This is a genomic window from Micromonospora coriariae (assembly GCF_900091455.1).
GTDB classification, from domain to species: domain Bacteria; phylum Actinomycetota; class Actinomycetes; order Mycobacteriales; family Micromonosporaceae; genus Micromonospora; species Micromonospora coriariae.
Genome location: NZ_LT607412.1, coordinates 4,248,396 through 4,269,108, shown reverse-complemented (window position 1 = coordinate 4,269,108; position 20,713 = coordinate 4,248,396). Strand labels below are relative to the sequence as shown.

Sequence of the window (20,713 nt, the reverse complement as noted above, 5' to 3'; positions counted from 1 at the left end):
GCACAGCGTTACCCACGCGTATCCGGGAGAGTCATAGTCGTGCTCGCCGTACTTAGTCCCGGCCAGGGTTCCCAGAAACCCGGCTTCCTGACCCCTTGGCTCGACCTGACCGGCACCGAGGCGCGACTGCGCTGGTGGTCGGCTCTGGCCGGGGTCGACCTGGTGCACCTGGGCACCGCCGCCGACGCCGACGAGATCAAGGACACCGCCCGCACCCAGCCGCTGCTGGTCGCCGCGGCACTGCTCGCCGCCGAGCACCTGCCGCTGTACGACGTGACGCTCACCGTCGGGCACAGCGTCGGCGAGCTCGGTGCCGCGGCACTGGCCGGGGTGCTGCCGGCCGAGGCCGCCATCACCCTCGCCGGCGTCCGGGGCCGGGAGATGGCCGCCGCGTGCGCGCTGGAGCCGACCGGGATGGCCGCCGTGCTCGGCGGCGACCCGGACGAGGTGCTCGCCGCGATCGCCGCGCACGGGCTGCACCCGGCCAACCGCAACGGCGCCGGGCAGATCGTCGCCGCCGGCTCCCTGGACGGGCTGGACAAGCTCGCCGCCGAGCCGCCGGCGAAGACCCGCATCATCCGGCTCCAGGTCGCCGGCGCGTTCCACACCCCGTACATGGCGCCGGCCGAGACCGCGCTGGCCGCGGTGGCCGCCGGGATCACCCCGGCCGACCCGGCCCGGATCCTGCTGTCGAACCTCGACGGCGCCGCGGTCAACCACGGCCGCGACATGGTGCAGCGCCTGGTCCGCCAGGTCACCGCGCCGGTCCGCTGGGACCTGTGCATGCGCACGCTTGCCGACCTCGGTGTGACCGGCGTGATCGAGCTGCCGCCGGCCGGCACCCTGGCCGGGCTGGTCAAGCGCGAACTGAAGGGCGACGGCGCACCGGAGATCGTCACCCTGAACACCCCGGACGACCTGCCGGCCGCGCGGGACCTGATCGCCCGGCACAGCATGGCGCCCAGCCACGAGCCGACCATGCAGTTCCGCGTGGTGGTGGCACCGTCCGCCGGCACCTTCGCCCCGTCCCCCGAGCTGACCGAGGGCGAGACGATCCGCGCCGGCCAGGTCGTCGGGCACATCGGCACCCGGCAGGGGCCGGTCGAGGTGACCGCCCACCAGGGCGGTGTCCTCACCGAATGGCTCGCCCACCACGACGACCCGGTCGCGCCGGGCCAACCGCTCGCCCGCATCGGAGGTCGTTCATGACTGGCAGTCGCATCGTCTCGATGGGGCACTACCAGCCTTCCCGGGTGGTGACCAACGACGACATCGCCCAGCTCGTGGACACCAACGACGAGTGGATCCGGGACCGCGTCGGCATCGTCACCCGGCGGATCGCCGACAGCGAGACGGTGGCCGACATGGCCGCCGCCGCCGCCGGCAAGGCGCTGGCCAACTCCGGCCTGACCGCCGCCGACATCGACCTGGTCGTGGTCGCCACCTGCACCTCGGTCGACCGCAGCCCGAACGTGGCCTGCCGGGTCGCCGCCAAGCTGGGCATCGCCGCGCCGGGCGCGTACGACGTCAACACCGCCTGCTCGGGCTTCGCCTACGCGCTGGGCACCGTCGACCACGCCATCCGGGCCGGGGCGTCGCGCAACGCGATCGTCATCGGCGCGGAGAAGCTCTCCGACTTCACCGACTGGACCGACCGCTCCACCTGCATCATCTTCGGCGACGGCGCCGGCGCGGCGGTGGTCACCGCGACCGCCGACGACGAGCCGGCCGGGATCGGCCCGGTGGTCTGGGGTTCGGTGCCGGAGAAGAGCGACGCGGTCCGCATCGAGGGCTGGCGCCCGTACATCCAGCAGGAGGGTCAGTCGGTCTTCCGCTGGGCCACCACCGCGCTGGCGCCGCTGGCCCTGCAGGCGTGCGAGCGGGCCGGGGTCGACCCGTCGGAGCTGGCCGCGTTCGTGCCGCACCAGGCCAACGCCCGGATCATCGACGGCATCGCCAAGCGGCTCAACATCCCCAACGCGATCATCGCGAAGGACATCGTCGAGTCCGGCAACACGTCCGCGGCGAGCGTGCCGCTGGCCCTGTCCAAGCTGGTCGAGCGGCGGGAGGTGCCCTCGGGCGCCCCGGTGCTGCTGTTCGGCTTCGGCGGTGGCCTGACCTACGCCGGTCAGGTCGTCCGCTGTCCCTGAGGACCCCCTCGGGCGCACACGCGCCCAGGAGTGGCGGTCGGCGACGCCGGCCGCCGGAGAACCCCCAATGAAAGGAACCAACCGCAATGACCCGTGACGAGATCACCACCGGCCTCGCCGAGATCCTCGAAGAGGTTGCCGGGGTGAACCCGGACGACGTGGCCGAGGCGAAGTCCTTCACCGACGACCTCGATGTCGACTCGCTCTCCATGGTGGAGGTCGTGGTGGCGGCCGAGGAGAAGTTCGGCGTCAAGATCCCGGACAATGAGGTGCAGAACCTCAAGACCGTCGGGGACGCCGTCACCTACATCGAGGCGCAGTCCTGATCATGAGTCGTCCTGACGTCGTCGTCACCGGGCTCGGCGCGACGACCCCGCTCGGCGGGGACGTCGCGTCGACCTGGGACGCCATGCTCGCCGGCCGCTCCGGGGTGAGTGCCCTCACCCAGGAGTGGGCCGCGCAACTGCCGGTCCGGATCGCCGCCCAGCTGGCCGTGGAGCCGTCCGAGGTGCTGGACCGGGTCCGGCTGCGCCGGCTGGACCGCTCCGAGGCGATCGCGATCATCGCGGCGCAGCAGGCCTGGGCGGACGCCGGCCTGGCCGACTCCGGCCTCGACGGTGAACGGCTGGCGGTCAGCGTCGGCTCCGGCATCGGCGGTGCCACCACCCTTCTCGCCCAGGACGACATCCTGGAGGCGTCCGGGCCGCGGCGGGTCTCCCCGCACACGATTCCGATGCTGATGCCGAACGGTCCGGCCGCGTGGGTCGGGCTGGAGCTGGGCGCCAAGGCCGGCGTGCACTCGGTGGCCAGCGCCTGCGCCACCGGCGCCGAGGCGATCGCGCTGGGCCTGGACATCATCCGCGCCGGCCGGGCCGACGTGGTGGTGGCCGGCGGCACCGAGGCGGTCATCCACGCGCTGCCGATCGCCGGGTTCAGCTCGATGCGGGCCATGTCGACCCGCAACGACGAGCCGGAGCGGGCCTCCCGCCCGTGGGACCGGGGCCGTGACGGCTTCGTCCTCGGCGAGGGCGCCGGCATCGTGGTGCTGGAGCGGGCCGAGCACGCCGCCGCCCGGGGCGCCCGGGTGTACGCGCGCCTCGCCGGCGCCGGGATCACCTCCGACGCGTACGACATCGTGCAGCCGCACGCCGAGGGCGAGGGCGCGATCCGGGCCATCGCCAAGGCGATCGCGGACGCGGATGTGGCCAAGCGGGACATCGTGCACGTCAACGCGCACGCCACGTCGACCCCGGTCGGCGACATGCTGGAGATCGGCGCGCTGCACAAGGCTCTCGGCGACCACCCGGTGCTGGCCGCGACCAAGTCGATGACCGGTCACCTGCTCGGTGCGGCAGGCGCCCTGGAGTCGATCGCCACCATCCTGGCCATCCGCGATGGTGTCGTACCTCCGACGATCAACCTCGACGACCCGGACGACGGTCTCACCCTGGAGGTGGCCGCCCACAAGGCGCGCCACATGGAGATCCCGGCCGCGCTGAACAACGCGTTCGGCTTCGGGGGCCACAACGTGGCTCTCGTCTTCACCCGGGCCTGAGACCACAGCCTTGGAGGCGCACGTGACCACCACCGCCCTCGGTGCGGACACGCTCACCGTGGACCACCGGGATCCTGAGGTCCGCCTCCGGGCGCTGTTCGACGCCGGCTCGCTGCGCCTGCTGGCCCCCCGGGACAGCTCCGGGGTGCTCTGGGCGCGCGGCGAGATCGAGGGCGCGCCCGCCATCGCGTACGCCACCGACGCCACCAGGATGGGCGGCGCGATGGGCACGGACGGGTGCCGGCACATCGTCGACGCGATCGACACCGCCGTGCGGGAGCGGGTGCCGGTGCTGGGCCTCTGGCACTCCGGCGGCGCCCGGCTGGCCGAGGGCGTGGTCGCGCTCGACGCGGTCGGGCAGGTCTTCGCGGCCATGGTCCGCGCATCGGGCCGGGTACCGCAGATCTCCGTGGTGCTCGGGCCGGCGGCCGGTGGCGCGGCGTACGGGCCGGCGCTGACCGACATCGTGGTGATGAGCGGCGCCGGGCGGATCTTCGTGACCGGGCCCGAGGTGGTCCGCAGCGTCACCGGCGAGCAGGTCGACATGGAGCGCCTGGGCGGCCCCGAGCCGCACGGCCGGCGCTCCGGCGTGGTGCACGTGACCTGCGCCGACGACGCGGCGGCGATGGTCGAGTCGCGCAAGCTCGCCGCGCTGCTCGGCCGTCAGGGCCGGCTCTCACCCAACGACGTGCCGGCCGTCGACGTGGACGGGCACGACCTGTCGGCCAAGATGCCGGCCGAGACCAACCGGGCGTACGACGTCAAGCCGGTGGTCCAGGCCCTGCTCGACGGCCCCGGTGTGGAGCTGCACGCCAAGTGGGCGCCGAACGTGGTGACCACGTTGGGCCGGTTCGCCGGCCGGACGGTCGGCGTGATCGCCAACAACCCGCTACGCCTCGGCGGCTGCCTGGACGCCTCCAGCGCGGAGAAGGCGGCCCGGTTCGTCCGGATGTGCGACTCGCTGGGCGTACCGCTGATCGTGCTCGTCGACGTGCCCGGCTACCTGCCCGGCCTGGGCCAGGAATGGGACGGCGTGGTCCGGCGCGGGGCGAAGCTGCTGCACGCGTTCGCCGAGGCGGTGGTGCCGCGGGTGACCCTGGTGACGCGCAAGGCGTACGGCGGGGCGTACATCGCGATGAACTCCCGCTCGCTGGGTGCCACCGCGGTCTTCGCCTGGCCGGACGCGGAGGTCGCGGTGATGGGTGCCAGCGCGGCGGTCAACATCCTGTACCGCAAGAAGCTCGCGGCGGCTCCGGCGGAGGAGCGGGAGACGCTGCGTGCGCAGCTGATCGAGGAGCAGACCCGCACGGCGGGCGGGGTCAACCGGGCGCTGGAGATCGGCGTGGTCGACGACGTGATCAAGCCGGCGGAGACCCGTCGGCGGATCGCCGAGGCGCTGGCCGGTGCCCCGGCCGCCCGCGGCGCACACGGCAACATCCCGCTGTAGCGCGTAAGGAAGGGCCCCTTCTTATCGCCAGGCGATAAGAAGGGGCCCTTCCTTACGTTCAGGCCCGGTTGCGGGGGTGGTGCTTCGCGGTGCGCTCGTTGCCCCGGCGGTAGTTGCCGGTCCAGCGGGCCATCACCAGCTGCGGGTCGTCGTCCACCTCGGCGAGGAACTCCGCCGCCCGGCCGCCGCGCAACGTGGTGGCCACCCGCCCGTGATGCGTGATCTCGATGGCGCCGTCGGCCCGTTCGACATACCGGAAGCCCTCTGCTCCTCCCATGCGGGCCAGGCTGCCAGGTCGGCCGAGGGCGACGCGACCGGATTTCGGCCGGCGGGTCGGGGCCGGTGCCGGCCGGGGGTACGGGCCGGAGCCGCGACGAGTCAGCCGGCGGCCTGGACCGCCTCCCGAGCCAGGAGCACCGCCCCCAGCAGCGCCGCGTCGGCGGCGAAGCTGGAGAGCACGACCTCCGGCCGATACGGCAGCACCTCGGCAAGCCGGTCGACGATCAGCCCGCGGATCAGCTCGCTGCCGGCCACTCCGCCGACCAGCACCACCCGTTGCGGATCCACCAGCAGACAGCAGGTGATCAGATGGCGGGCGATCTCGTCGACCCTGCCGCGCAACACGTCCCGGACCTCGCCGGGCTGGCCGGCCCGGGCAGCGAGCCCGGCCGCCCCGTCCGGCACTCCCAACTCGGCGGCGAGCTGATCCAGAGCGCGTCCGGAGAAGACCGACTCGAGCATCCGGCCGGGACGGGCGGCGCCGGCGAGGGCGTACCCGATCTCACCGGCGGCCCCGTGCCGTCCGGCCAGCACCGTGCCGCGCACGGTGACCGCCGCCGCCACTCCCGTGCCGAGCCCGACCACCAGGCCGGGGTCGGCGTCGCGCAGCGCGCCGAGCCGCAGCTCGGCCAGGGCGGCGGCGTTGAGGTCGTTGTCGACCGCGACCGCCGGTACGCCGAGCCGCTCTCCGACCGTGTCGACCAGCCGTAGCCGGTCCCAGCCCGGCACGTTCGGCGCCAGGTCGATGCCGTCGGGCCGGACCACCCCGGGCGAGGCGACGCCGACCGCCGCGGCCGGGCCGCCGACCTCACCGAGCAGCCGCGTCGCCACCTCCAACGCTCGGTCCAGCGCCTGGCGGGCGCCCCGGTCGGCGTGCGTCGGCACCCGCTCGCTGGCCAGCAGCCGGCCCGAGCCGTCGGCCACCCCGACCGCCATCTTGGTGCCGCCGAAGTCGATGCCGAGCAGCAGACCGCCGACGTCTCCGGCCCCGGCGGCCTGCTCGGCGCGGTCGGCCAGTCGTACGGTCACCTGGCCGTCACCTCGGCGACCTCGTCCAGCGCGGCGTCGGCCGCCGCGAGGCGGTCCCGGACGGCGGCGAGCCGGCCGGCGACGGTGTCGAAGGCGCCGCGCAGCTCGCCCACCTGGGCGCGCACCGCGTCGGAACCGGGACCGTCGATCTGGGCCCGGCGCAGCACGAGCTCCGGGCGGACGGCGGCGGCGATCAGATCGGCGACCGCCGCGTCGTCCAACGGCTCGGCCAGGCCTACCGCGTCGGCGGCGGCGCGCACGTCGCTCTCCGTCCAGGAGTCCGGCGCGCCGCTGCGGACCAGCCGGCCGACCACGGAATGCGCGGCCCGGAACGGCACCCCGTGCAGGGTCAGCGCGTCGGCAGCGGCAGTGGTGGTGGCGCCGGAGGCGACGATCTCCTCCCGGGACGGCGGTTCCAGCGGCTCCAGCTCGGCCAGGAAGCCACCGAGCAGGGCGAAGAAGCGGTCCGTACGATCGTTGCTGTCCCAGAGCCGGACCTGCACGTCGGTGGTGGCGTTGTTGGAGTCCTCCCACCAGGCCGCACCGACGTTGTTGAGCACCGAGGCGGCGTCCCCGGCGGCGGCGCCGGCCATCGACACCAGATGCTCCAGCACCACCGGGTTGCGCTTCTGCGGCATGATGCTGCTGCCCTGGGTGAAGTCGCCGGGTGTGGCCACCCAGCGCCAGGTCAGCCAGTCCATCAGGGTCCGGGCCAGTCGGGCACCGGTGGCCAGCGACTGGGCGTTGAGCGTGCCGACCCGCACCAGGTGGTCGGCACCGGCCACCGCCTCGTAGGAGTTGGTGACCAGACCGTCGAAGCCGAGCAGCTCCGCCACCCGGGCCGGGGAGATGTCCAGGTCTGTGCCGGCGAAGGCACAGGAGCCCAGCGGCGAGACGTTCAGCTGGTCGATCAGGTCGGCGTAGGCGACCGCCTCACCCGCCAGCGCCTCGGCGTAGCCGGCGAGGGCGTGGCCGATGGTGGTGGGCTGCGCCGGTCGGCGGTGCGTGTAGCCGGTGATGACCACGTCGGCGTACCGGTCCGCGACGTCGAGAGCGGTCGCACCGGTGGCGAGCACCCGGTCGAGCACGCCGAGCAGTTGGTCACGGAGCAGCATCCGGAACACCCCGGCGTCGAGGTCGTTGCGGCTGCGGGCGAGCTGCACGTCGAGCTGGGCGGCCGGGATGCCGCACGCCTCGGCAAGGCGCTTCTCCACCAGGTAGTAGACGTCCTCGAAACTGCCGTCGTAGATCGGCGCGGATGCGGTGTCGGCACGCAGCACGGCCAGCCCCCGCAGCAGTCCGGCGCCCCGCTCGGCGGGGATGAGCCCACGCTCGGTCAGCATCACCACGTGGGCCTGACTCGCTCGCACCATCGCCGGGAAGAGGTGCCCGACGTGATGCTCGTAGGTGGGCCGCAGGTGGTGCCGCTGGTAGGTGGTCAGCGCGGAGGTGCTCATGAGGGGATCCTTACTTCCTTCCAGGCCGGGGGCGGCGGGTCCGCCGCCTCCGGGGCGTCAGCCGGTCAGTCGGTCAGGCCGAGCAGTCGTTCGGCATTTCCGGCGAAGATGGCTCGCAGGTGGTCGTCGGGCATGCCCAACTCGCGACAGACCCGCAGCTGGTCGTCGAGGTAGCGGGTGACGTAGCCCCGGGGGAACCACGACGAGTCGCTGCCGTAGACGATGCGGTCCGGGCCGATGGTCTCGTAGCAGCGGCGGAAGAGGTCCTCCAGGGTGAGCTTGTACGGCATCCACCGCACCCACTGGTTGGAGCCGGACGTGTCGACGAGGATGTTCGGGCAGCCCCACGCGGCGAAGAACAGCTCCTGCACGTGTTGCACGCCGAAGTGCGGCACCACGACCGACAGCTCGGGGAAGCGCCGGGCCATCCGGGCCAGCTCGTCCGGGCCGCCGTACCGGCCGAAGGTCAGGCCACCCGCGCTGCCGTAGTGCCCGATGTGGATGAGCACCGGCACGCGGAGTCGCTGGGCGGTGCCCCAGAGCGGGTCCAGCGCGGGGTCGTCGAGCGGACCGCGCAGGAGCGGGGCGAAGAGCTTCAGCCCGCGCAGGCCGCGCTCGGTCACCGCCCGCTCGAGTTCGGCGGCGGCGTCCGGGCCGTACGGGTCGTGATGGGCGAAGCCGAGCAGCAGGTCCGGATGCCGGTCGACGACGTCGGCGACGCTGTCGTTGCCGCCGCCGGTCACGAAGACCGCCTTGCTGATGCGGTGGGTGCGCAGCTCCTCGGCCCACCGGTCGGCTTCGTCCTGCCAGCGCTCGGCGGGCGGCTCCGGGTCGGGGAAGCTCCACGCCCGACGCCACTGGGCGGCGTACGGCGCGGCACCGGCGGCCCGGACGCTCCGCTCGTGATCACCGCCGGGGTGCATCCCGGCCTCGTGCTCGCAGGCCCGGATGGTCTCGTCGGCGCCGATCCGGAAGTGCAGGTGGAAGTCGACGATCTCGAGTCCACGGTCGCCGCTCATGATGCTCCCCTGATCGGTGCGGTGTCGCCGGGCAGCGGGTCGTCACTCGGCGGTGCGGGCAGCGGTGCGGCCACCCAGGCTTCGACGATCTCCCGCAGCCGGCCGCCGGCCAACTCACGGACCCGCCGCCCGGCGTCCTCGCTGGCCAGCGAGATGTGCCCGGACCAGCCCTGCCACGGATCCGGACGGGATTCCACCAGCACGTACGGGTGGGTCACCGGCAGTTTCGGCTTCGGCGGCAGGTCGGTGACGGCGTCGAGGCGCACCGCCTCCGGGTCGAAGCCGAGCACACCGGAGGTCTCGTACGCCCCGCCGTGGCCCCGCGCCGGCAGGGAACCGTAGATCTCGGTGGTCTCCGCGGGAGTGACCAGCTGGAACCAGTTGACCAACAGCAGGCTGGCCTGCCGCCGGCCGGAGACCCACTCCATCGCGGCCCGGACCGTCGACATGTTCGCGTCGTGGCCGTTGACGATCAGCAGTCGGGGGAACCCGGCGGCGACGATTCCCTCGATGACGTCGGCCAGGTAGCCGACCGCGATCTCCGGCCGGATCGCCACCGTGCCCGGCCAGGGCCGGGTCTGCCCGGGGCAGGCGGCGTAGGGCACGGCGGGAAAGAGCACTCCCCGGGGTCCGGCGGTGGCGGCGCTCTCCCCCGCGAAGCCCTCGGCCAGGATCAGGTCGGTGCCCAGCGGCAGGTGCGGGCCGTGCCATTCGACGGCACCGACCGGCAGTACCGCGAAGTCGGCCGCTTCGGCCACGGCCGCCAGCTCACCGCCGGGCACCCGGGTCGCCGGGAGTAGCGCGCCGGTGGCCGGCCACGTGCTCATGCCGTCCACTGCGCCGCCTCCCGGGAGGCCCGCCGGCCGGTTTCGAGCCGACCGGAGACCACCATCACCACGAAGATCAAAATCACCTGGAGCATGCCGTACGCGGCGGCGGTGCCGACCTCGAACGAGTACATCCTGTTGTTGATCTCGACCGAGATCGGCGCGGTCTGCGAGGTGTAGATCAGCACGGAGGCGACGAACTCGCCGACGCCGTGCACGAAGGCCAGCAGCGCGCCGGCGATCACGCCCGGCAGCATCAGTCGCAGGGTCACCGAGCCGAAGGCACGCCACCAGGAGGCGCCGAGGTTGCGGGCCGCCTCCTCCAGCGCGGGGTCGATCTGGGCGAGCGTGGCCGAGCTGGACCGGAAGACCAGTGGCAGGAACCGCACGAAGTACGCCAGCGGCATGATCCAGAACGTGCCGATCAGGACCTGCCCGAAGCTGAACGCGTTGCCGGTGCTGAACGCCGAGATCAGGTTGATCGCCACCACCGTGCCGGGCAGCGCCCACGCCAGCATCACCGCCACGTCCAGCACACCGCGACCGCGGAAGTCGAGCCGGCGCACCGCGTACGCGATCAGCACGCCGATCACGACGCAGCCGATGGTGGCCAGCAGGCTCATCTGCAACGAGTTGAGGATCGGCTGGAACGCGTTCGGGTCGGAGAAGATCGTGACGAAGTTCTGCATGGTGTACGCCGCGGGCACCACTTCGGTGGTCCACGAGCCGTCGGCCGAGAACGCCACCAGCGCGATGGTCGCCACGGGGGCCAGCAGGACCACGGTGGCCAGCAGCGACGCGCCCAGAGCCAGCCAACGCCCGAGGGGGTTGCTGATCTCGCGGCGGTGGGCGGCGACTCCCTTGGACTGCGAGCGGTAGCTGCGCCGCCCCTCGTACCAGCGCATGCCGAGCAGGAACAGCACCGACACCACACCCAGCACCGAGGCGTAGGTGGACGCCATCGGCAGGTCGCCGTTTGTGCGGTTGATGTAGATCTGCATGGTCATCGTCTGGTCCACGCCGAAGAGCAGTGGGGCCGTGTATGACGCCAGCGACGTCATGAAGACCAGCAGCGAGGCGGAGACCAGCGCCGGGGTGAGCATCGGCAGCAGGACCGTCCGCCAGACCCGGACCCGACCGGCGCCCAGGTTGTAGGCGGCCTCCTCCACCGACGGGTCCATGCCGGCCAGCGCGGCGGCGGCGGACAGGTAGAAGAACGGGTACATGGTGAAGGTGTGCACCACCAGCACCCCGGCGATGCCGCTGAAGGGCAACACCGGCTCGGCGGTGCCGAAGACGTGTTGAAGCCCGCGCGGGAGGATGCCGGTCTCGCTGTACAGCAGCTGGAATGAGATGGCGCCGATCAGCGGTGGCAGCGCCGCCGGCACCAGGATGATCGCCTCGATCAACCGCCGGCCGGGAAACGAGAAGCGCTTGAGCAGGAAGGCCATCGCGACCCCGACGATCCCGCAGAGCAGCACGCTGGCAGCGGAGATGATCAGGGAGGTGACCAGGGATGATCGCGCGACGCCGGAGCTGGTGAAGAAGCTGGTGTAGTTCGCCACCCCGTCGACGCCGACGCTCTCGGCGAAGGTGGCGAACATCGGTTGCACCACGTACCCGAAGAGGATCAGCGCGAGCGGCAGCACCAACAGGTACGGGAACCAGCGCGAGTTCGTCCCGCCGGTGAACCGGTCGGTGAAGCGCCGCCGCCGTCCGCCTCCGGAGGACGCCGGGCTCCCGGTGACCGGTGGGATGGTGGCCGGGCTCGGGGTGGCGGGGATGGTGCTCATGGACGCACCAACCACATGCGCTCCCGCGGCAGCCGCAGCCCGAGCTGGTCGCCCACCGCGATGCCGGCCGGCGGATCGACGGCGGCCACCTGCACCGCCTCGCCGGCCACGTCGACCAGGAGGTTGGTGGACATGCCGGTGAACTCCAGCTCGGTGACGCGACCGGTGACCACGCCGGGCTCGGTGGCCGACGTGAGGCCGATGTGCTCGGGGCGTATCGAGACCAGGGCGGTCCCCCCGGTGGCCAGCCCGTGATCGGCGGGAGCGGCGACGCCGACCTGGCTGCTGTCGGGCAGCCGCACCGTGACGGTCTCCGGGCCGGCGCCGAGCACCGGCAGACTCAGCACGTTGCTGCGGCCGATGAACCGGGCGACGAAGCTGGTCGCCGGACGGTGGTAGATCTCCTGCGGGGCACCGATCTGTCGCACCCGACCGGACTCCATCACCGCGATCCGGTCGGACATCGCCATCGCCTCGGCCTGGTCGTGGGTGACGTAGAGCGAGGTGGTGCCGGCCTCCCGCTGGATCCGCCGGATCTCGACCCTGGTCTCCTCGCGGAGTTTGGCGTCGAGATTGGAGAGCGGCTCGTCGAGCAGCAGGGTCCTCGGTCGGATGACCAGTGCGCGGGCCAGCGCCACCCGCTGCTGCTGGCCGCCGGAGAGCTGGTCGATCCGACGCTCGCCGTAGCCGGCCAGGTGGACCTGCGAGAGCGCCTCCTCGACGCGCCGCTTCGACTCGGCCCGGCCGACCTTGCGGATCTTCAACCCGTACGCGACGTTCTGCGCGACGGACATGTGCGGGAACAGCGCGTAGTTCTGGAACACCATGCCGGTGTCGCGCTTGTTCGGCGGGCGCCGGGTCACGTCCTGGTCGCCGAACCGGATCCGCCCGGAGGTCGGGAAGTAGAACCCCGCCACCATCCGCAGCGTGGTGGTCTTGCCGCAACCGCTCGGGCCGAGCAGGGTGAAGAACTCCCCAGCGGCGATGGTGATGTCGACGTCGTCGACGGCCGCGGTGTCGCCGGCGCGCGAGAAGCGCTTGCTCACCGACTCCAGCGTGACATCGATCATGATGTCTCTCCTCAGTCCGGAACCGGGCGTGGCCGGTCGAAGGGGTGGGGCGGGCCGGGGAGCCGGTCGGACGCGAGTCACCCTCGGCCATCCGGCGCCGGTACGTCCCTGGCGCGGCGCCGGACCGGGATCGCCCGGTCCGGCGCCGATCCGATCAGCCCTTGTTCTTGATCTCGCCGTTCCAGTGGTTGATCCAGTCGGTCTCGTTCTTACCGACCACGTCCCAGTCGACGTCCATCGGCTTGAGCTGGAGCTGGGCGAGCCACTCCGGCTCCTCGGCGATGTCCACCGCGGGGATCTGGTAGTAGTCCTTGGCCAGGTCGGCGCGGAGCTTGTCGTCGAAGAGGAACTCGATGAACTTCTGGGCGCCCGTGGTGTTGCCACCCTTGACCGCGGCGAGACCGTCGACCAGCACGGGCGCGCCGGAGGCCGGCATCACGAAGCCGAACGGCATGTTCGACTGGTTGGCCTGGAGCAGGACGTCCTGCAGGTTCCAGGCGCTGAGCAGGCCCTGCTGCCGGGAGAGCTTCAGGTACAGGTCCGCGGGGTTGGCGGCGTACGCGCCGGTGTTGGCGTCGAGCTTCTTGAGCCAGTCGTAGCCCGGCTGGGGGTTGCTGCCGTCGGCGGACTGCCGCTGGATCATCGAGGCGTAGATCGACCGCATGGTGCCGGACGCGGCCACGTCGCGAATGACGATCTTGTCTTTCCACTGCGGCGCGAGCAGGTCGTCCCAGTCCTTCGGGGCCTGCTCGGGGGTGAGCGCCTTGTTGTTGTACATGATGACCTCGGGCAGCAGGATCTCGCCGAACCAGCGGCCCTCGGCGTCCTTGTACCGGGCGTCCATCTTGCTGGCGAACGCCGGCTGCCAGGCGGTCAGCAGGTCCTCGGACGCGCCGGCGGCCAGCCCCTGCTGGGTGCCGCCCCACCAGATGTCCGCCTGCGGGTTGGCCTTCTCGGCCCGGACCCGCTCGAGGATCTCCTGGGCGCCGAGGTTGAGGATCTCGACCTTCCCCTTGTACTCGGGGAACTTCGCGGTGAACTGGTCGACCACGAAGGTCGAGACCTTCTTGTCACGGGCCGTGTAGATCGTCAACTTCTCGACGCTGCCGTCGGCCGCGTCGTCGCCACCACCACCACAGCCGGCGGTGCCGGCCACCAGGGCAGCGGCGAGCGCTCCGGCGAGGAAAAGGCGACGTCTCATGAGTACCTCCAAGGGGGGACGAGGGAAAATCGGGGTGGTTATGAGGAGGGAAGCAGGATGGGCAGTCCGGCCGCGGCGGCCGACAGCGCGTAGCTGACCGCACCGTGCAGCACCGCCCGATCGCCGAGCACGGCCCGGCGTACCTCGGTCGCGGCGGGCGCGCCGGCGGTGACGAGGGTCTGGATCCGCTCGACGGCGGCGTCGTCGAGCTGCGCGGCGGCACCGCTGAGCAGGACTCGACCCGGGTCGATGACGCAGACACACGAGATGATCAGCCGGGACCAGGCGGTCAGCAGTTCGTCCAGGAACGCCGCGGCGGCACCTCCGGTGCGGGCCAGCTCCACCAGGTCGCGTACCGGCGCCTCGGGGCGGCGGCCCGGCGCCAACGCGACCACCCGCTCGGCGATGGCGTTCTCCGACCAGCGCGCCTCGAACGGACCGATCCCGTCGTGACCACGGTCCGCGGCGTCCAGCGGCAGGAAACCCACCTCGCCGGCCGCGCCACCGGCGCCCCGGCGGACCTGCCCGTCCAGCACCAGACCCGCCCCTATGCCGTCGGTGACGTGCAGCAGCAGCAGGTCGGCGACGTCACTGCCCGCCCCCGCCGCGTGTTCGCCCGCCGCCATCAGGTTCACGTCGTTGTCGACCACGACCGGTACGCCCAGCCGCCGCTGGACCATCTCCCCTACCGGCCGCCCCTCCACCAGACCGACCGACGGGGCGAGACGGACAGCGCCTCCGGAGGAGACGCCGGGCGCCGCGATGGCCACGCCCCGCAACGCCGGCAGGCCGTCCCCGGCCAGTTCGGGGACGGAACGGCAGATGGTGTCGACGATGTCACCGGCGAGTCGGACGGCACGGTGGGCGACCACGGCTCCGTCGCTGTCGGCGATCTCGCAGCTGATCCGGGACGGCTCCAGCGAAACGGCCGCGACCAGCTCGGCGCGGGGATTGAACTCCAACATCGCGCGGGGACGCCCCGAGCGGGACGCGCCCGGCCCTCGCTCCAGAAGGTAGCCCTCGGCGATCAGCTCGCGGACCAACGGAGTGAGCGTTGCGGGACTCAGCCCGGTCAGCTCGGTCAGCTCGGCACGCGAGAGCAGGCGTACCTGGCGGGCGGTGGAGATCACGGAAAGCCGCTTGATCTCCTTCGACCGCTCCCGGCTCACCGGGCTCGTTGGTGGCGTCACCACGTCAGTCACATTTCCTTCCTACGGCGAACGAACTATGGAGTCAAGTAACGACTGAGTCTCAGCGGTCCGCCAAGACCCCTCGAAACAGGAAAAATGCCCTTTTGTACTGAAGAAAGTTCAGAGAGTGACCGCCCGGCTACCGTGAAGTTCGTTTCTTCCGCAAAAGAAGAAAGTCTCTTCAAGGTATTGACGCTCCTCGCCGACGATCTCTAGCGTCACCCGGCGAAGGCCTTCCAGTGTGTACGGAAGTCCCGTACCGCTGTGCACCCCGGTGACGCCCGTCGATCGGGGCCTCACCGCCGCCCGTCCCACCAACGAACCGGACCCGACCCGTCGGGGAGGCGCACCCGCGTCCCCCGCCGCTCGTCGCTGTCCGGACCCCGCGGTTCGGAAGGATCCACATGCGACTCAAGGCATTCCTGTTACCGACGGCGCTCGCGCTGGCCCTGTCCGGGACACCAGCCGCCGCCCTCGCCGCCAGCGCCCATCCCGCCGCCGGCGGCGCGGTCGACCTCGACGTGCTCTTCGTCAGCGCCCATCCCGACGACGAGGCGGGCAGCCTCGCCACGCTGGGCCAGTGGAAGGAGAAGTACGGCGCCAAGGCCGGCGTCGTCACCATCACCCGGGGCGAGGGCGGCGGCAACGCCGTCGGCCTCGAGGAGGGGCCACCACTCGGCATCATCCGCGAGCGCGAGGAGCGGACCGCGATCGGGCAGGCCGGCGTACAGAACCTGTACAACCTGGACCGGGTCGACTTCTGGTACACCGCCTCGGCACCGTTGTCCGAGCAGATCTGGGGCCACGACGACACGCTCGGTCAGATCGTCCGGGTGATCCGGACGACCCGCCCCGAGATCATCATGACCATGAACCCGTCGCCGACCCCGGGTAATCACGGCAACCACCAGCAGGCCGCCAGGTTCGCCGCCGAGGCGTTCCAGGCAGCCGCCGACCCGAAGGCCTTCCCGGAGCAGATCCGCAAGGAAGGGCTCAGCGTGTTCCGGGCCGCGAAGTTCCTGCGTACCGGTGGAACCGGCAGCTCCTCGGCCGGTCCGGCGTGCGCGTCCAGCTTCACCCCGACGGTCCCGACCGACCAGGTCTTCGGCGTCTGGGAGGGCACCCCGAGCAGCACGGGCAAGACCTGGGCGGAGATCGAGGTCGAGGCCCGCCGGGAGTACGTGACCCAGGGCTGGGCCGGCACCGCGGCCGCCCCGACCGACCCGGCGAAGATCCGCTGCGACTTCTACACGCTCGTCGACAGCCGGGTGCCGTACGACCCGGAGGACAGCTCACCGGAGGCGATCCTGCGCGGGTCGATGCTTGCGTCGGCCAACGGCGGGCTGCCCAGGGGCACCGAGCTGTACCTGACCACCGACCGCTTCGACCTGGCACCCGGTGAGAGCGTCGAGGTCACGGCGCACGTCAAGGCTGCCGCCAACCGGGCACTGAACCACCCGAAGGTGGCGCTGCAGGTGCCGGCCGGTTGGTCCGTCTCCGGCGGTACGGGGCTCGGCGCGAGCGTCCCGGCTGGCCGGGATCGGACGGCGACCTTCACCGTCACCGTGCCGAAGGGCGCCGAGACCGGCACCCAGAAGCTGCTCACGGCCACCCTGAGCACCAAGGGTCAGGGCTCCGGCAGCACCGATGAGGCCGTCCGGGTCGTCGCCGATGTACGCGGCACAGTGGAGCCGCTGCCCGAGGTCGGCCTCTTCCGCGACTGGGCCAGCGCGGGCGGCTACGGCCAGCTCGACACCCTGATCAAGCCGGTGCTCACCATCGGCTCCGGCAGGAGCCGCGACGTCCGGGTCGACCTGCGCAACGTCGGCGATACCGTACAGAACGGCACTGTGACCCTCGGCCTGCCCGAAGGCTTCACCGCCGACGCCGCCACGAAGAGCTACCGCGACCTGGCGGCCGGCGCCACAGGTGCGGTCACCTTCAGTGTCACCAACAGTGACGCCTCGCTGCCGACCGCCAACGAGGGCGGTGAGGGTGGCGACTACGGCATCACCATCACCACTGCCAGCAGCACCGGCAGCACGGTCGAGACCGGTGCCCTGGAGATCGTGCCGACCACCGAGGTGCCGCAGGCCGGCGCCGCCCACGCCGTCGACGGAGTCGCCAGCGCGGGCGAGTACCCGGGCGAGGAGCTCGACTTCTCGCGGATCTGGGAGGGCGAGGCGACCACCGGGACGGACGCCTCGGCCAAGGGTCGGATCGCCTGGACCGCGGACGCGCTCAAGGTGATCGTCACGGTCACCGACGACGTACTCGGCCGGAAGGTGGTGCCGCAGGACTGCAAGCGTCAGCGGCGGACCGACAGCGTCGAGATCATCGTCGACCCGAAGGGCAATTCCTCGGACACCTCGACCGTGTTCAAGGCGGGCATCTTCCCCATCACCGACGACCCGGCCAACGGCAACCCGCCGTGCTGGCAGCGCGACGCCGACAACCGGCAGGGCCCGGGTGGGCAGACCGCTCCGGGAATGACAGTGGTCAGCAAGGTCAGCGAGCCCTACACGGGCTACACGATCGAGACGAGCATCCCGTTCTCGGTGCTGCCCGACGCGGTCGACCCGGCCCGGATGGGCTTCAACGTGCTGGTCTACGACTCGGACACGCAGGATCTCGCCTCCCAGTCCCGACTCGGCTGGTCGACGTTCACCGGCGTACGAGCCGACCCGTACCGCTACGGCCTGGTCACCCTGCCCGGATACACCCCTGCCCAGCAGGGCCCGAGCACGCCGGTCTTCCCGGACACCTCGGCGCGCAGCGTGCACAGCCCGCAGACGATCGCCCAGTCGGCGGTCGACGGAGTGGCGCCGGCGGCGGTGCCACGGCTGCCGGAGCAGGCGCTGCGCCTCACCCGGCAGCACCGGGTGAACGGCGGGGTCGAGGTCTCGCTCCAGTCCGACCGTACGGGCACGGCGTACCTCTACACCTGGGACGGCGACCGGGCCCTGGGCAGCCGCACTGTCGAGTTGCGGTCCGGCCGGCCGGTGACAGTGCTGGTCCCGGCCGACGGGGATGAGGCGAAGGCCGTGCTGGCCGCGTTCGAGTCAGGTGGCTCGGCCGTCGCTCAGCAGGCCACGATCCGCCGCTGAGGTCATCGGTGACACGGGCAGGTGCCGGACGAACCGGACGGCACCTGCCCTCCGCCGCGCTGGCGGTAGGCGGTCAGGTGGCGCAGGTGGTGGCGGGCAGACCGGGCACGGTCACCGGGGACCGCCCGCCCGGGCGAGCCTTGCCGGCCAGCACGGCGGCCAACGCGGTCATCGACGCCCGGCTGGAGGAGTACGTGGCCAGCAGCGTCGGCGACTTCGCCGTGGCGAGCACGTACGGGGTGTCCATGGCGACCGTGACCGCCGCGTCGGCGCGCAGGTCGGTCGCGGCGTCGCCGTAGCCGACCAGGTGCACCACCGTTCCTCCCTTGGGCACCACCTTGACGCCGGCCGCGGTCAGCGCCGCGGTGAGCAGCGACCGGGTGCCGTCCCGGCCGCCGGAGGAGGTGACGGTGATCGGCGCGCGTACCGCGCCGGAGCAGGCGCCGCGCAGCACGGTGACCGCACCGGCGGCCAGCGCGTCCGCCGCCGCGCGGTGCGCCGGGGTGTTGAGCGTGGACATCTCGGCGGCCGGGGCCGCCGCCAGCCGGAACTTCATGGTCAGCACCCGGGTGACCGCCTCGACCAGTCGGGCCCGGGCCAGCGACCCGCCACGCAGCGCGGCGAGCAGCCCGTCGTACGCCTGGCCGACGTTCGGGGTCATCAGGATCAGGTCGTTGCCGGCGTTCAGTGCCCGGACCGCGGCCTCGCCGGGGGCCCAGCGCTTGGCCGGAGGCATGTTCATGCCGTCAGTGATCACCACGCCGGTGAAGCCGAGCTGGCCGCGCAGCACGTCGGTGAGCAGCTTGTGCGAGAAGGTGGCCGGGGTGCCGGGGTCGATGGCCCGCGCGTCCAGGTGGCCGGACATCACAGCCATCGCCCCGGCGCCGATCCCGGCGGTGAACGGCGGCCAGGCGCCGCTCTTCAGCGCCGCCGCGGACTGGGTGAGCACCGGCAGGTCCTGGTGCGAGTCGTCGGCGCTGTGGCCGTGACCCGGGAAGTGCTTCAGGGTGGCGGCGACGCCGGCCGCCTGGAGGCCCCGGACCGCGCCGCCGACCTGCGCGGCGGCCCGCTGCGGGTCCGAGCCGTAGGACCGGGAGCCGATCACCGTGCTGCGGGTGGCCAGCACGTCGGCCACCGGAGCGAAGTCGACGTTGATTCCCATCGCGGCCAGCTCGGTGCCGGCGGCCCGCCAGGCGGCCTCGGTCAGCGCCGGGTCGCCGGCCGCACCGGCGGCGAGGGCGCTGGGCAGCACGGTGACGTCCTTGGTGATCCGGGTGACCACGCCGTACTCCTGGTCGGTGCCGACCAGGAAGGGCGCCGAGCCGGCGGCGAGCCGGCCGGCCGCGGCACGGAGACCACCGGTCAGCTCGTGTACCTGCTTCGGGTTGTCGACGTTTGTGGTCTCCTGGTTGCCCTTGGTCGGGTCGTCGGCGCTGAATCCGACCAGGATCAGCCCGCCCAGCCGGTACTTGGCGATCATCTCGGCGGGAGTGTCGACCCCGGCCAGCGCCTGGTTGCCGGCGGCCGAGCCGGGTGAGACCTTCGTGGCCGAGTCGCCGTACGCGTACGGCATCAGCACCTGGCCGACCAGATCCTCGTCGGAGAGGGTGGCGACCAGCGCTGCCGCCCGGGCGGCGGGGTCGCCGGGCGGCGTGGTCGCGGGGGCGCTCGGGCCGGCGGAGGTGCCGGCCGGACCGGGCGTCGGCGCGGGGCGGTCCGGGGTTCCCGAGCAGCCGGAGACGAGCAGGGCGGTCAGGGCGGCGACGGCGACGCTTGCGCGACGCGGGCGAATCGGCACCCGCCCATCCCACCAGTTCGCCCTTATCGGGGCAACTTGACCTCACCAGCCAGCAGCCGCAGCGCCAGCGTGCGGGCAGGTGGCCCGACCGGCGGGCGACCGGGTCAGCCGACCCGGGTGAGCAACGTCACCGGAGCGCCGTCACCGGCGTACCGGTAGGGCTCCAGGTCATCGTCCCACGCGGTGCCGAGCGCCTTGTCCAGCGCGTGCGCCAGCGCCTCCGGGGCCCGGGCCGCGGCCATCAGGTCCCGCAGCCGGTCCTCGCCGAGCTGGATGTCGCCGGCCGCGCCGACGGTGGCCCGGAACAGGCCGCGCGCCGGCACGTACATGAAGCGCTCGCCGTCGGCGCCGGGACTCGGTTCCTCGGTGACCTCGAAACGGATCATGGGCCACTGCCGGAGGGCAGCAGCCAGCTCGGCGCCCGTCCCCGGACGACCGGTCCACCCGCACTCGGCCCGGCGTGCGCCGGGGTCGACGGGCTGAGCCGTCCACTGCAGGTTGACCGGCGCGGCTAGGACGCGCGCGATCGCCCACTCGACGTGCGAGCACACGGCGAGCGGGGTCGAGTGGACGTATACGACGCCACGCGTTGGCACGGTGACCTCCCGGAGAGCGAGGTGCGTCTTCCCCTACGACCTCGTCCACCAGGGTGTCTCCTGCAACACATGATTACTCCTGTGACAGATGGTGCGCCAGGGAATCGGAAAAATCGCCGGCCGGAATAGCCGGACGGGTGGTCCCCGTTGCCTCTCAGGACACCGCGACGACCAGCCTGATGTCGTGGTCCTGTA

17 protein-coding genes are annotated in these 20,713 nt (G+C 72.3%); 6 read left to right on the top strand and 11 right to left on the bottom strand.

The window, feature by feature from the left end:
• The first annotated feature begins 39 nt into the window (after nt 1-39).
• The 5 genes from GA0070607_RS20025 (at nt 40) to GA0070607_RS20005 (ending at nt 5,152) form a co-directional block, all read left to right on the top strand.
• The gene (locus GA0070607_RS20025; protein ID WP_089019570.1) at nt 40-1,209 is read left to right on the top strand and encodes an acyltransferase domain-containing protein; all 1,170 of its coding nucleotides are present in this window, start codon (nt 40-42) and stop codon (nt 1,207-1,209) included.
• Nucleotides 1,206-2,150, top strand: a complete 945-nt coding sequence (locus GA0070607_RS20020) for a beta-ketoacyl-ACP synthase III (RefSeq protein WP_089019569.1) — start codon at nt 1,206-1,208, stop codon at nt 2,148-2,150. The genes GA0070607_RS20025 and GA0070607_RS20020 overlap by 4 nt, the downstream gene beginning before the upstream one ends.
• Before the next feature lie 86 nt (nt 2,151-2,236).
• On the top strand, nt 2,237-2,476 hold the full coding sequence (locus tag GA0070607_RS20015) for an acyl carrier protein (RefSeq protein WP_089019568.1): 240 nt from the start codon (nt 2,237-2,239) through the stop codon (nt 2,474-2,476).
• A 2-nt stretch (nt 2,477-2,478) separates the two neighbouring features.
• Nucleotides 2,479-3,705 (top strand): beta-ketoacyl-ACP synthase II, encoded by a 1,227-nt coding sequence (fabF, locus tag GA0070607_RS20010; protein WP_089019567.1) that lies wholly within the window; start codon nt 2,479-2,481, stop codon nt 3,703-3,705.
• 22 nt (nt 3,706-3,727) lie between these two features.
• On the top strand, nt 3,728-5,152 hold the full coding sequence (locus GA0070607_RS20005; RefSeq protein ID WP_089019566.1) for an acyl-CoA carboxylase subunit beta: 1,425 nt from the start codon (nt 3,728-3,730) through the stop codon (nt 5,150-5,152).
• A gap of 58 nt (nt 5,153-5,210) precedes the next feature.
• Here the strand turns inward: GA0070607_RS20005 and GA0070607_RS20000 are convergent, their stop codons facing one another.
• From GA0070607_RS20000 to GA0070607_RS19960, 9 genes are all read right to left on the bottom strand, one after another.
• Complete coding sequence (locus GA0070607_RS20000) at nt 5,211-5,429, bottom strand: hypothetical protein (protein ID WP_089019565.1); 219 nt, start codon at nt 5,427-5,429, stop codon at nt 5,211-5,213.
• 101 nt (nt 5,430-5,530) lie between these two features.
• Entirely contained in the window at nt 5,531-6,460 is a 930-nt protein-coding gene (locus tag GA0070607_RS19995) for an ROK family protein (protein WP_231930033.1), read from the bottom strand.
• Complete coding sequence (locus tag GA0070607_RS19990; RefSeq protein ID WP_089019564.1) at nt 6,457-7,917, bottom strand: argininosuccinate lyase; 1,461 nt, start codon at nt 7,915-7,917, stop codon at nt 6,457-6,459. The genes GA0070607_RS19995 and GA0070607_RS19990 overlap by 4 nt, the downstream gene beginning before the upstream one ends.
• Before the next feature lie 65 nt (nt 7,918-7,982).
• Nucleotides 7,983-8,936 (bottom strand): amidohydrolase family protein, encoded by a 954-nt coding sequence (locus GA0070607_RS19985; RefSeq protein WP_089019563.1) that lies wholly within the window; start codon nt 8,934-8,936, stop codon nt 7,983-7,985.
• Nucleotides 8,933-9,763, bottom strand: a complete 831-nt coding sequence (locus GA0070607_RS19980; protein ID WP_089021965.1) for a creatininase family protein — start codon at nt 9,761-9,763, stop codon at nt 8,933-8,935. Before GA0070607_RS19980 ends, GA0070607_RS19985 begins: the two co-directional genes overlap by 4 nt.
• Entirely contained in the window at nt 9,760-11,556 is a 1,797-nt protein-coding gene (locus GA0070607_RS19975) for an ABC transporter permease (protein WP_089019562.1), read from the bottom strand. The genes GA0070607_RS19980 and GA0070607_RS19975 overlap by 4 nt, the downstream gene beginning before the upstream one ends.
• On the bottom strand, nt 11,553-12,626 hold the full coding sequence (locus GA0070607_RS19970; RefSeq protein ID WP_089019561.1) for an ABC transporter ATP-binding protein: 1,074 nt from the start codon (nt 12,624-12,626) through the stop codon (nt 11,553-11,555). The genes GA0070607_RS19975 and GA0070607_RS19970 overlap by 4 nt, the downstream gene beginning before the upstream one ends.
• A 154-nt stretch (nt 12,627-12,780) precedes the next feature.
• On the bottom strand, nt 12,781-13,827 hold the full coding sequence (locus GA0070607_RS19965) for an extracellular solute-binding protein (protein ID WP_089019560.1): 1,047 nt from the start codon (nt 13,825-13,827) through the stop codon (nt 12,781-12,783).
• 38 nt (nt 13,828-13,865) lie between these two features.
• Nucleotides 13,866-15,029: an ROK family protein gene (locus GA0070607_RS19960; RefSeq protein ID WP_089019559.1), complete on the bottom strand. Its 1,164-nt coding sequence runs from the start codon at nt 15,027-15,029 to the stop codon at nt 13,866-13,868.
• A 392-nt stretch (nt 15,030-15,421) separates the two neighbouring features.
• On the opposite strand from GA0070607_RS19960, the gene GA0070607_RS19955 reads away from it, so the two are divergent.
• The gene (locus tag GA0070607_RS19955) at nt 15,422-18,124 is read left to right on the top strand and encodes a sugar-binding protein (RefSeq protein ID WP_089019558.1); all 2,703 of its coding nucleotides are present in this window, start codon (nt 15,422-15,424) and stop codon (nt 18,122-18,124) included.
• 73 nt (nt 18,125-18,197) lie between these two features.
• Here the strand turns inward: GA0070607_RS19955 and GA0070607_RS19950 are convergent, their stop codons facing one another.
• Both GA0070607_RS19950 and GA0070607_RS19945 read right to left on the bottom strand, forming a co-directional pair.
• The gene (locus GA0070607_RS19950; RefSeq protein WP_089019557.1) at nt 18,198-19,922 is read right to left on the bottom strand and encodes a glycoside hydrolase family 3 protein; all 1,725 of its coding nucleotides are present in this window, start codon (nt 19,920-19,922) and stop codon (nt 18,198-18,200) included.
• 104 nt (nt 19,923-20,026) lie between these two features.
• Nucleotides 20,027-20,518, bottom strand: coding sequence for a DUF3145 domain-containing protein (locus tag GA0070607_RS19945; protein ID WP_089019556.1), 492 nt, complete (start codon nt 20,516-20,518; stop codon nt 20,027-20,029).
• Nucleotides 20,519-20,713 lie beyond the last annotated feature (195 nt).

What these genes read in the sequence shown, in the direction of transcription:
- GA0070607_RS20020 (WP_089019569.1), top strand. Translation starts at nt 1,206, where the DNA reads ATGACTGGCAGTCGCATCGTCTCGATGGGGCACTACCAGCCTTCCCGG.
- GA0070607_RS20015 (WP_089019568.1), top strand. Translation starts at nt 2,237, where the DNA reads ATGACCCGTGACGAGATCACCACCGGCCTCGCCGAGATCCTCGAAGAG.
- fabF (WP_089019567.1), top strand. Translation starts at nt 2,479, where the DNA reads ATGAGTCGTCCTGACGTCGTCGTCACCGGGCTCGGCGCGACGACCCCG.
- GA0070607_RS20000 (WP_089019565.1), bottom strand. Translation starts at nt 5,429, where the DNA reads ATGGGAGGAGCAGAGGGCTTCCGGTATGTCGAACGGGCCGACGGCGCC.
- GA0070607_RS19990 (WP_089019564.1), bottom strand. Translation starts at nt 7,917, where the DNA reads ATGAGCACCTCCGCGCTGACCACCTACCAGCGGCACCACCTGCGGCCC.
- GA0070607_RS19985 (WP_089019563.1), bottom strand. Translation starts at nt 8,936, where the DNA reads ATGAGCGGCGACCGTGGACTCGAGATCGTCGACTTCCACCTGCACTTC.
- GA0070607_RS19980 (WP_089021965.1), bottom strand. Translation starts at nt 9,763, where the DNA reads ATGAGCACGTGGCCGGCCACCGGCGCGCTACTCCCGGCGACCCGGGTG.
- GA0070607_RS19975 (WP_089019562.1), bottom strand. Translation starts at nt 11,556, where the DNA reads ATGAGCACCATCCCCGCCACCCCGAGCCCGGCCACCATCCCACCGGTC.
- GA0070607_RS19970 (WP_089019561.1), bottom strand. Translation starts at nt 12,626, where the DNA reads ATGATCGATGTCACGCTGGAGTCGGTGAGCAAGCGCTTCTCGCGCGCC.
- GA0070607_RS19965 (WP_089019560.1), bottom strand. Translation starts at nt 13,827, where the DNA reads ATGAGACGTCGCCTTTTCCTCGCCGGAGCGCTCGCCGCTGCCCTGGTG.
- GA0070607_RS19955 (WP_089019558.1), top strand. Translation starts at nt 15,422, where the DNA reads ATGCGACTCAAGGCATTCCTGTTACCGACGGCGCTCGCGCTGGCCCTG.